Source organism: Streptomyces sp. OfavH-34-F, from assembly GCF_022347745.1.
Taxonomy (GTDB): Bacteria; Actinomycetota; Actinomycetes; order Streptomycetales; family Streptomycetaceae; genus Streptomyces.
Genome location: NZ_JAKRGC010000231.1, coordinates 1 through 10,389 on the forward strand (window position 1 = coordinate 1; position 10,389 = coordinate 10,389).

General features: G+C 72.0%; 11 protein-coding genes and 1 pseudogene. 9 read left to right on the forward strand and 3 right to left on the reverse strand.

Annotated features, from left to right (window positions below):
• A partial coding sequence (locus tag MHW47_RS25895) for a dihydrofolate reductase family protein (protein WP_239226181.1) occupies positions 1-342 on the reverse strand: 342 nt, incomplete at its 3' end.
• Positions 343-379: 37 nt separating this feature from the next.
• Between MHW47_RS25895 and zapE the strand changes: the two genes are divergently transcribed.
• The 9 genes from zapE (at position 380) to MHW47_RS25940 (ending at position 9,935) form a co-directional block, all read left to right on the forward strand.
• Positions 380-1,474: a cell division protein ZapE gene (gene zapE, locus MHW47_RS25900; protein WP_239226182.1), complete on the forward strand. Its 1,095-nt coding sequence runs from the start codon at positions 380-382 to the stop codon at positions 1,472-1,474.
• Positions 1,475-1,567: 93 nt separating this feature from the next.
• Positions 1,568-1,993 (forward strand): OsmC family protein, encoded by a 426-nt coding sequence (locus tag MHW47_RS25905; RefSeq protein WP_111338845.1) that lies wholly within the window; start codon positions 1,568-1,570, stop codon positions 1,991-1,993.
• Positions 1,994-2,248: 255 nt separating this feature from the next.
• On the forward strand, positions 2,249-3,625 hold the full coding sequence (locus MHW47_RS25910) for an alkaline phosphatase PhoX (protein ID WP_239226183.1): 1,377 nt from the start codon (positions 2,249-2,251) through the stop codon (positions 3,623-3,625).
• A gap of 171 nt (positions 3,626-3,796) precedes the next feature.
• Positions 3,797-4,186 carry a DUF6507 family protein gene (locus MHW47_RS25915; protein ID WP_239226184.1) on the forward strand — a complete coding sequence of 130 codons (390 nt, stop codon included), beginning with the start codon at positions 3,797-3,799 and terminating at the stop codon, positions 4,184-4,186.
• Positions 4,183-6,309: a hypothetical protein gene (locus MHW47_RS25920; RefSeq protein ID WP_239226185.1), complete on the forward strand. Its 2,127-nt coding sequence runs from the start codon at positions 4,183-4,185 to the stop codon at positions 6,307-6,309. The genes MHW47_RS25915 and MHW47_RS25920 overlap by 4 nt, the downstream gene beginning before the upstream one ends.
• Positions 6,310-6,334: 25 nt before the next feature.
• Positions 6,335-6,937: a pentapeptide repeat-containing protein gene (locus MHW47_RS25925; protein WP_239226186.1), complete on the forward strand. Its 603-nt coding sequence runs from the start codon at positions 6,335-6,337 to the stop codon at positions 6,935-6,937.
• Positions 6,938-6,944: 7 nt separating this feature from the next.
• Positions 6,945-7,616 carry a pentapeptide repeat-containing protein gene (locus MHW47_RS25930; RefSeq protein ID WP_239226187.1) on the forward strand — a complete coding sequence of 224 codons (672 nt, stop codon included), beginning with the start codon at positions 6,945-6,947 and terminating at the stop codon, positions 7,614-7,616.
• Positions 7,613-9,052, forward strand: a complete 1,440-nt coding sequence (locus tag MHW47_RS25935; protein WP_239226188.1) for a DUF6177 family protein — start codon at positions 7,613-7,615, stop codon at positions 9,050-9,052. Before MHW47_RS25930 ends, MHW47_RS25935 begins: the two co-directional genes overlap by 4 nt.
• Positions 9,053-9,245: 193 nt before the next feature.
• Positions 9,246-9,935, forward strand: coding sequence for a polysaccharide deacetylase family protein (locus MHW47_RS25940; RefSeq protein WP_239226189.1), 690 nt, complete (start codon positions 9,246-9,248; stop codon positions 9,933-9,935).
• A gap of 12 nt (positions 9,936-9,947) precedes the next feature.
• Here MHW47_RS25940 and MHW47_RS25945 read toward each other — a convergent pair whose 3' ends face one another.
• Both MHW47_RS25945 and MHW47_RS25950 read right to left on the reverse strand, forming a co-directional pair.
• Positions 9,948-10,160: a hypothetical protein gene (locus tag MHW47_RS25945; RefSeq protein ID WP_239226190.1), complete on the reverse strand. Its 213-nt coding sequence runs from the start codon at positions 10,158-10,160 to the stop codon at positions 9,948-9,950.
• Between the two features lie 14 nt (positions 10,161-10,174).
• Positions 10,175-10,389, reverse strand: a pseudogene (locus MHW47_RS25950) (ABC transporter); the annotation flags it as partial.

The following is a 10,389-nucleotide window of genomic DNA, read 5'->3' on the forward strand; positions in this document are numbered from 1 at the left end:
GACGGCCGGGGCGGCGGTCTGGCCGGCCGCCGCCCGCCGCGCCGCGAAGGCGTCCCGCGCCCGCGCCGGGCGGTAGCCCTCCTGCCGTACGGTCTCGGCCCCCGCGATCACCACGTCGGCCAGGCCCCGCAGGGTGCCGAAGATCCGCATGTCGCTCTCGCAGGAGATGGGCTGCGAGCGGCCGTCGTGCTGGGCGGCCCCGTCCAGGGTGGACACCATGTTGGCGCGCAGCCACGGGCCGTCCGTCTCCGGGTAGGCGTAGGCGTCGGCCAGCTCGTCCAGGCTCCACGCGTGGGAGGCGGCGGTCGCTGTCGGGTCGGTCACAGGGAACAGACGTCGCATGTCCGGCAGTGTGACACGGGTCGTAAACTTGACGGTTGTGTCGTCCTCCCACGCCGCGCCGGGGTCCAGCCCCATAGCCGAAGCGGCCCCGCTGTCCCTGTGCGCCCGCGAGCCGCACGTCCCCGCCGACCGACTGGTCGCCGAGATGGTGCCGCCGCCGCGCTTCGACGCGGTGCGCTTCGATACGTACGTGCCCGACCCGAACCAGCCGAGCCAGACCGAGGCGGTGCGGGTGCTGAGCGACTTCGCCGCCGGACTCGGCGGGGCGCACGCGTCGGGAGCGGGGAAACGCAAGTGGTTCGGGCGGAAGGCGGCCGCCGCGCCGGCCGGGCCGCGCGGGGTGTACCTCGACGGCGGGTACGGGGTCGGCAAGACCCATCTGCTCGCCTCCCTCTGGCACGCCACCCCCGCCGCGCCCTCGCTGAAAGCATTCGGCACCTTCGTCGAGCTCACCAACCTGGTGGGCGCGCTGGGCTTCCAGCAGACGGTACGGACGCTGAGCGGGCACCGGCTGCTGTGCATCGACGAATTCGAGCTGGACGACCCGGGCGACACCGTGCTGGTGTCCTCGCTGCTGAGCCGGCTGGTGGAGGAGGGCGTCGCGCTGGCCGCCACCTCCAACACGCTGCCCGGCAAGCTGGGCGAGGGCCGGTTCGCCGCCGCCGACTTCCTGCGCGAGATCCAGGGCCTGTCCGCGCACTTCCGGCCGCTGCGCATCGACGGCGAGGACTACCGCCACCGCGGCCTGCCCGAGGCCCCGCCGCCGTACTCGGACGAGCAGGTCACCCGGGCCGCGTACGCCACGCCGGGCGCCAGCCTGGACGACTTCCCGGCGCTCCTGGACCATCTGGCGCGCGTCCACCCCAGCCGGTACGGGGCGCTGACGGACGAGGTGCGGGCGGTGTGCCTGACCGAGGTGCGGGCGGTGCCGGACCAGTCGACCGCGCTGCGGCTCGTGGTGCTCGCGGACCGGCTGTACGACCGGGAGGTCCCGGTCCTGGCCTCCGGGGTGCCGTTCGATCAGCTGTTCAGTGAGGAGATGCTGAACGGCGGGTACCGGAAGAAGTACTTCCGGGCGATCTCCCGTCTCACCGCACTGGCACGTGACGCGAAGGAGCTGGTGGCGCAGTAGGTTCGGGGGCGTAAGGACGTACCACCCGGCGGGACACGACGCCGTGCTCCGCCGTCCCCGTACAACCGCGCATTCCGTTCGAAGGGAACCAGCATGGCTACCACGCGTCAGGCGCACACGGTCTGGGAAGGCAATCTGACCGAGGGCACGGGCGTCGTCACGTTCGACTCCTCCGGGATCGGCGACTACCCGGTCTCCTGGCCGTCCCGTGCCGAGCAGGCGAACGGGAAGACCAGCCCGGAGGAGCTGATCGCCGCGGCCCACTCCAGCTGCTTCTCGATGGCGCTGTCGCACGGCCTCGCCGGGGCCGGCACCCCGCCGGCCCGGCTGGACACCAAGGCCGAGGTCACCTTCCAGCCCGGTACCGGCATCACCGGCATCCACCTCACCGTGGTCGGCGAGGTGCCCGGACTCGACGAGGCAGCCTTCACCAAGGCGGCGGAGGACGCCAAGGCCAACTGCCCGGTCAGCCAGGCGCTTTCCGGCACCACGATCACGCTGAGCGCCTCGCTCGCCTGATCGCACTCCCCCGGTGTCCCCGGGGCCGGCGTCCACCGCCGGCCCCGGGGACACCGTCATTCGCACGGGGGCCGGTACGCCCGGCCGGGGCCCGGCACCCGGCCGGGCGACGGCCGCGTCTGCCGTCTGCCGCCGCCCCGGAGCGTCGGCGCCGATCCGGACTGCCCGGCGTGGCAACGTTCACCGGTGGCCTCGAACGGGCAGGCCAGATCTTGACGAAGCCATGCCACCTGTCCCCCCAGCAGGGAGTTGCCCATGTCAGTCGCACCCCGTCCCCTCCCGTCCCGCCGGAGCGTGCTCGCCACGAGCGGTGCCGCCGCCGTCTCCATCGCCTTCACCGGCGCGTTCACCGAACTGTTCGCGGGCAGTTCGGCCGCGATCGGGCACGGCGGCTACGGCCCGCTCGTCCCGGACCCGGACGGCCTCCTGGACCTGCCGAAAGGATTCCGCTACCGGGTGCTCTCCCGTGAGGGCGATCCCCTCCGTTCCGGCGAGGGCCGGGTGCCCAGCCACTGCGACGGCATGGCCGCGTTCACCGGCCGGGGCGGGCGGGTCCGGCTGGTGCGCAACCACGAGAACCGGGTGAACGCCGCGATCCCCGTACCGACCGTGCCGGGGCTCACGTACGACCCGATGGGCAAGGGCGGGTGCACGGCGCTGGAGCTCGACGGCGGCAACCGGGTCCTGTCCGAGCGCGTCGCCATCGCCGGTACGGCGGTGAACTGCGCGGGCGGGCGCACCCCTTGGAACACCTGGCTGACCTGCGAGGAGACCGAGGACCGGGCGGGCACCAACGGCTACACCAAGGACCACGGCTACATCTTCGAGGTGGACGGCGCCGATCCGCGCCGCACCGGCGCCGTACCGCTGACCGCGATGGGCCGCTTCCAGCACGAGGCCGTGGCGATCGACCCGCGCGACGGGACGGTGTACGAGACGGAGGACGCCTTCGAGAAGCCGTTCGGCCTCTTCTACCGCTTCCTGCCGCGCAAGCCGCTGGGCGGTACGGGGTCGCTGCGGGCGGGCGGCCGGCTGGAGGCCATGCGGGTGCCGGGGGTGCCCGACCTCTCGGCCGTCCAGGAGACCGGGACGGTGTTCGAGGGCATCGAGTGGGTTCCCGTACCGGACCCGCAGGCCGCCGAAACGCCCATCCGCTTCCAGGACTTCGGGCGCGGCGGCATCACCCACGCCCAGAAGCTGGAGGGCTGCTACTGGGGCGGCTCGTGCGTGTACTTCGTCTCCAGCTTCGCGCACCGCGACGAGGGTTCGGCGGCGGACCACTACGGGCAGGTGTGGCGGTACGACCCGGCACGCCGGCGGCTGACCCTGGTCGTCGTCTTCGGCCCGGACACGGATCTCCAGCTCCCCGGCGAGTCCCCCGACAACATCACCCTGGCCCCGGACGGCGGTCTGATGGTCTGTGAGGACGGGGGCGGCGCCCAGCACGTGTTCGGGCTCACCCGGCGCGGCGAGGTGTACGCGATGGCACGCGGCCGGCAGAACATCGGCACCGAGGAGGACCCGGAGTGGGGCGAGTTCGCGGGCGTCACATTCGCACCGGACCACCGGACGATGTACGTGAACGTGTACACGCCCGGCACCACGTTCGCCGTGACGGGCCCGTGGCGCTGACCGACTGACGGGGGCGAGGGCGCATCCGGCCATTCCTTTGCATTCGGCAACACGGGGTTTGATCCATCCGGGTGAGCCGGTGCAGGATGGCGGGGTGCGCCTTTTCGTGCGCGCGCCGGGGGGCGCGCGTGGGCCGGGGCGCAGGGGCAACGATTCTTGACGGGGGGCATCGTGACCAAATGGGACATCGACCCGGCCGGGGTTCGCCGGGTCCTGATGAAGACCGCCGAGGTGGGCGGGGAGTTCGAGAAGGAGTTCACCTCCTACAACAGTCACCTGGTGGGGTCCGCGACGTCGGCGGGCACGATGGTGCTGGGCGGCACCGCGCTTCCCGAGGGCGGCGCGTTCGGGCCGGTGGCCCAGGCGTTGCAGGAGTTCCAGCAGGGCACGCTCGACGATCTGAAGTTCCTGCCCGTGCGCACCGCGAAGTCCATGACCGGGGCGCGGCTGGCGACCGAGGAGTACCTCAAGGGCGATCTGGAGATGGCGAAGAACAAGCAGGAGCTGTACTCCAAGGCGCCGACGCCCGAGGAGCTGAAGGGCAAGGGCCTCACGAAATGATTGACCTGGGGAAGATACCGACCTTCACCGGCAATCTGGAGACCCTGGAGACGCATGCGGCGGCGCTGAAGACGACGGCGTCCGACATCCGGACCACGGGGAAGGACGTCCACGAGGCCTTCCAGACTCTCGATCCGGTGTACGACGCGCCGGAGCAGGAGGAGTTGCTCGACTCCACGATCCCGGTCCGGGACAAGGCGGACGCGTTCGCGGACAAGCTGGAGACGGTGAGCGGGGCCCTTTCGGGCTTCGCGACGGCGGCCCGGCCGCTGGTGGCCCGGATGAACCGGCTCCGCGAGGACGCGGCGAAGTTCGTCGCGGAGAACAAGGACGACGACGACTGGCAGCAGGACCAGGACAAGATCGACGAGAACGAACGCCTGGTCCACGAGGTCGGGACGACCTGGGTGGCCTTCCAGGGCGCCGAGCGCGACGCGGCCAACAAGATCACCGCGCTGGTGGGCGGTACGCACTTCGTCGTGGACGACGGCTCGCACAAGGAGGGCATGTACGGCTTCAAGGCCGACGACGTCAAGGACGCGAGCGAGACGCCGTGGGGCACGGTGGACGAGCGCGAGTACACAGGGCTGCGGGCCGCGTGGGAGTGGACGAAGGACAATGTCGGCGGTGCGCTGAAGGGCTTCTTCGTCGACGGTGTCTGGGGCACGATCAAGGGCCTCGGCAGCATGGTCAACGTCTTCGACTGGGACAACTTCAAGAAGACGTGGTCGGGCATCGGTGACGTCTTCGGCGGCGTCAGCGCGTACATCATGACGCCGTACGACTGGGCGATGGACCAGATGTTCGGCCCGACCGACCACAGCGACAGCGACCGCCAGAAGGCGGCCCTGCGCAACTTCGGCAAGTCCCTGGTCGCCTGGGACGAGTGGGGAACCGACCCGTCGCGCGCCTTCGGCACGGTGCTGTTCAACGTGGTGACCCTCGGTTCCGGCACCCTGCTCAAGCTGGGCAAGGCCGGCAAGGCGGGCACGGTCGCCGACGCGGCGGCGGTGGCGGGCAAGGCGGGTGTGCTGGTCGATCCGATGACCTGGCTGGGCAAGGCGGCGGGCGTCACCAAGATCAAGGCCGGCGACCTGATGGCGAGCCTGAAGGCGGGCAGCGCGGGCGTCGACGACATGGTCCGGACGACCGACGACGGCCTGCGGTACGTGGACGAGAGCGGCAACACCCGCGTGATCGGCGACGACGGGATCATCCGCGACGAGCACGGCAACCCGGTCCCCGACACCGAGCCGGTCCGCGAACCGCACAAGAACGAGCTGCCGGCCGAGGAGAAGATCCTGGAGGGCGCGGGCGGACCGAGCCGCGCGGAGAACTCCACGAACCCGCCCCCCGCGTCGAGCGGCGGCACGACGCACCACACGCCCCCGTCGACCGACGCCGGCCATGTGACGGAGCATCCGACGGGGTCGGGCGGGGGCGAGCCCGGTACGGGTACCGGCGGCGGAGGAGGCGGCGGCGGCTCCGACGCCAACACTCCGGGCGGCGGTGGCGGTGGCCACGGCGACGGCAACGGTTCGGGCAACGGCAACGGCGACGGCTCGGGCAACGACGGCCCGGCCGAAGGCCCGCACGGCGGCGGCGACCGCCCGAACGAACCGCTGCCCGCCTTCACGCCGGAGGAGCGGGCGGCCCACTGGGACCACCTGGACGAGGTGGAACAGCGGGCTCCGGACGAGTTCGACCATTTGAAGCACGACCCGGACCACAAGGGGCAGGTCGACGAAAAGTCGATGGACGAAGCCCGCGTCGGCCTCGATCTGCGGGAGAGCGGGCGCCTGCCGGAGGACATCCGGCGGCCGGACGGGGCGGACAAAGGCGAGTTCTATTCCGAGACCACCGGTGAGTACTATGACATCAAGGGTGTCCACTCCGATTATCCGCCCTTCAACAATGTGCGCGACAAGTCGCAGCCGTTCAAGGGCGCGTACGATCCGGCCAATAACGGGGCGTGGGTCAAGAAGCAGCTTGCGAAACAGATAGAAACCCGCGGCCGCATCGTCATCATCGATGTGCGCAATGCGAATCAAGCAGCGATCGACAGCGTCAAGGCCGCCGTCGAGAAGAATGGTTGGGGAGACCGTGTCATCTGGTATCCGTAAGAATTGGAAGCCTGCCGCGCTCCCCGTGGACCCTGCGGCGGCAGAGCGGCTCCACGAGTGGCTCGCCTCCGAGGAATACAACCTCAATGGAATGGGGTGCGACTTCCGGGGGGCCGACCTCTCCGGTGGGGATTTCTCGAATTCCTGGTTCACCGACGCCGTCCTGGTGGCGGTCCGGCTCGTCGGCGCCTCCTTCTACCGCGCCGACCTCCAGTCGGCGGACCTGACGGGCGCGAACCTGACCGATGCGGATCTGGTGAAGGCCAATCTGGACGAGGCCGTCCTGCGGTCGGCGGTGCTCGACGGTGCGGACCTGGTCGGCGCCTCGCTGTGCGATGTCGACGCCCGGGGGGCCGGTTTCCGGGGAACCCGGTTCATCGGTGCGGAATTGCTCGATGTCGACATGCGGGGCAGCGACCTGTCCGACGCGGTGGTCGAGGAGAACTTCTTCGAGATCAAGGCCGACGACACCACAGTTCTGCGCGGACTGCGCGGCACCGTCTTCGGCCCGATCACCGTCGTCGAGGGGGACTCCGTACGCGAGGTGGGCGGCGCGGAACTGGAAGCGTGGATCGCCGCGCGCGGCGGACAGGTTCAGGTGATTCCGCCGCGCCGGCCGTCGCGGTAGGTGCGCGTTGTCCGAGCCCATGGCATGGAAACCGGCCGCGTTCCCCGCCGATCCGGCGGCAGCGCGGCAGCTGAGGGAATGGCTCGACGACACGAGTTACGACCTGTACGGAATCGAGCACGACTTCCGGGGTGCCCGTCTCGCGAACGGCGACTTCTCCAGCGCGTGGCTCATCGACGCGGTGCTGTCGGGCGTGGACCTCGCGTCGGCGAGCTTCTACCGTGCGGACCTCAGCGGGGCGGACCTGACCGGGGCGAATCTGGCCGGCGCCGACCTCGTCCGGGCGCAGCTCGACAGGGCCGTACTCCGGTCCGCCCTGCTCGACGGTGCCGACATGGTCAACTCATCGCTGCACGGCGTCGATGCGTCGCGAGCGAGCTTTCGCGGCACGCGCATCATGGGTGCGTCGCTGTTCCGTCTCGACCTGAGAGGGGCGGACCTGACCGATGCGGTTCTGACCCACAACACCTTCAAGGTGATCGTCGACGACAACACCGTTGTACGCGGCCTCACCGGCACCGTCTTCGGGCCGGTCACGGTAGTCGACGGCGAGGGCTCCCGGGAAGTGGGCGGCGCGGAACTGGAAGCATGGCTCGGTGCGCGCGGCGCCGAGGTTCAGGTGATCCCGCCGCGGGGGCCGGCGCGGCAGGTACACATCGAGGGGAAGGGCCCCGTATGACCCAGGACGTCGTCGCTCTCACCCGGCGCATGCCCGACTCCATGAGCGTGCTCGCCGGGTTGCTCGCCGGGGGGCCCGAGTTGCGGGTGGGGTCCGCCGGGGAAGGGGCCGTCGTGCAGTTGTGCGACGACGAGGGGCGGCCTCTGGTGTCCGTGGAGGTGCCGTTGCTGATCCAGGTGCCCGGGGAGGCGGCCCGGCTGCTCGGGCCCGGTGCCGCACCGGAGGGGGACGGGCCCTGGTGGTGGGTCGAGGCGCGGGCGGCCGCCGGGGTGGAGCGGGCCGACGCGCTCGCCGGGGCCTTCGCCGCGCGGCTGACCATGCTGCTCGGCGGCACGGTCTGGCCCGCCGACGCCCCCGGCACCTCCGGCGCTGCCCGGCCCCTCGACGTCTCGGACATCACCTCGGGGGTCACGGCCGTACCCGCACCCGCCGCCGCGCAGCCGGCCGTGGACATGCTCACCGAGAAGGCGGCCGTCGTCCTCCAGGACCGTCCGGTCGTCCCCATGACGAGCTGGCTGTCGGAGGCGCTCCGGGCCACCGTGGAGAGCGACCGCTCGCTCCAGATCGTCACCCCGCCGCACTGCATGCTCTCGCTGCCGACCCGGCTGCTGCTCCAGTCCACCGACGCCCGCTGGGTCGTCCGGGACGAGCGGTGCGGCTACTACGACGGGCTCACCGGCGCCGTGCTCCGCTGGCAGGACGACGTCTTCTCCCCGGACCGGGACGCGGACGGGCGGACCCCGGTCGCCGAGGCGTTCACCGAGGCGGGGCCCACCGAGGAGCGGCAGCTCGTCGTCTCGCTGCGGACCACGCACCGGCCCACTGCCGACCTCGTCCTCGGCGGCGCTCTGGAGGCGGCCTGGACCGCGCTGACCGGTGCGCCGCCGGCCGGCTGGGGGACGTCGGAGCCGGCCGGTCTCATCTGGTCGCGGCGCCGGCTCACCGCCCTCGCGTACGAGCGTGCGCCCCGGCCCACCTGGCTGGTGGCCGTCGGCGGCCCGGACCGGCCCGCCGTCGCCACCCTGCGGGTGAGCCGCACCCCGGAGGGAGTGGAGGAGGACATCACCCTGGTCCTCGGCCACGGCCCCGGCGAGCGCCCGCCCCTGGACGCGCTGCCGGGGCTCGCCGACGAGCTGGTCAACCGGCACGGGCTGCGGACGATGCTGTGCCGGGTCGGCGAGGGCCGCCGCGATCTGCACGCCCCGCCCCGCTTCGAGCGGCCACCGCTGCCGTGCGCCTTCGTGCTCGGCTCCGAAGAAGTGCGGGAGGTGGGGGCGGACACCGCCGCCCGGACCCCGCTCGCACAGGCTCCGGTGCGGCTCGGACCGGGCGGACGGCCGGGGTACTACTACCCGCTCGGCGACGGCGAGAGCGCCGAGAGCTGGGCGGCCCTCGACCAGCTCATGCGCCATCTGCGTGGGGCGCCGCCCGCCTAGGGGGTGTGTGGCTGATCCCCGCCGGTCGATCGGTTAGCTTCCGGACGTGATCAGATATGCACACAAACTGACCGTTTTGGGTGTTCTGGGCGCCGTCCTCGTCGGCTGCGGCCGGGCCGAGCCCCGTCCGGCTCCCGCACCGCCGGCCGCCTCCCCCACGCCCCCGGCGTCCGCCGAGCGGCAGGCTCCCGTCATGGCCCCCGGGCCCGGCGGGGTGACCCCCGTCTTCGAGCGCGGGGCGCAGCACGCCGCGAAGGTCGTCGCGCTCACCTTCGACGCCGACATGACCGCCGACGAGGGCCCGCGCGCGGCGGCCGGCGAACGCTTCGACAACCCGGAACTCATCGCCCTGCTGCGCCGGCTGAAGGTGCCCGCCACGGTGTTCATGACGGGGCGGTGGGCGGAGGAGTACCCGGCGGAGGCCCGCTCCATCGGCACCGACCCGCTGTTCGAAATCGGCAACCACTCGTACAGCCACTACGCCTTCACCTCGCCCTGCTACGGGCTGCCGACCGTGGACGAGGGCGCGATGCGCGACGAGGTGCGCCGGGCCTTCGCGGCGATCCGCCGCACCGGCGCCCGCAACGTCGTCCCGTACTTCCGCTTCCCCGGCGGCTGCTACGACGACGCCACGCTGCGCGCCCTCGGGCCGGAGAAGGTGACCGCCGTGCAGTGGGACGTCGTCAGCGGCGACGCCTTCGCGACCGACGCGGACGCCGTCGCCGCGCAGGTGCTGGACGGGGTGCGGTCCGGTTCGCTGGTCGTCATGCACTGCACCCGCAGCGCCGCCCCGGTCACCGCCGAAGCGGTGCGCCAGGTTGTGCCGGAACTGCGGAACCGCGGCTACCGCTTCGTCAGGGTGTCCGAGCTGATGGCCGGGTGAAACGGAGCGCCGTCAGCCGGAGCACGCCGAGCGCTGGGCCTCCTGCCACTCGCAGACCGGGCACAGCGTGATCCCCTTGACCGACTCGGCGTACTCCGTGGGCTCCCGGCACAGCACGCACTCCGCGTACGGCGGCCCCTCGGCCCGCTCCGGGGTCTCGGCCGCGCCCGTCTCGCAGTAGGACCCGGACTCCGCTTCCGTCCGCCCGTTCCTGTCCTCACTCATACGTACGAGCTTACTCAGCCGCGTACCGATGTGAGCCGGCAGGCGAGCGCGAGCGCCGCGGTCGCCACGGCGGCCGCGGCGAGGAGCGGGAGCACGGGTATGTGGACGGTGCCGCTCAGCGAGCCGGTGACCAGGCCCGTCACCGCGTACCGCGCGGGCGAACCGGCGGTGACCAGCGCCAGCAGCGCGGCGAGCGCCGTCGCGGCGATCGACCAGCCGCGTCCGTGCA

Bases quoted from the DNA above. Each gene is read 5' to 3' on its own strand.
- MHW47_RS25905 (WP_111338845.1), top strand. From the start codon at position 1,568: ATGGCTACCACGCGTCAGGCGCACACGGTCTGGGAAGGCAATCTGACC.
- MHW47_RS25910 (WP_239226183.1), top strand. From the start codon at position 2,249: ATGTCAGTCGCACCCCGTCCCCTCCCGTCCCGCCGGAGCGTGCTCGCC.
- MHW47_RS25920 (WP_239226185.1), top strand. From the start codon at position 4,183: ATGATTGACCTGGGGAAGATACCGACCTTCACCGGCAATCTGGAGACC.
- MHW47_RS25935 (WP_239226188.1), top strand. From the start codon at position 7,613: ATGACCCAGGACGTCGTCGCTCTCACCCGGCGCATGCCCGACTCCATG.
- MHW47_RS25940 (WP_239226189.1), top strand. From the start codon at position 9,246: ATGGCCCCCGGGCCCGGCGGGGTGACCCCCGTCTTCGAGCGCGGGGCG.
- MHW47_RS25945 (WP_239226190.1), bottom strand. From the start codon at position 10,160: ATGAGTGAGGACAGGAACGGGCGGACGGAAGCGGAGTCCGGGTCCTAC.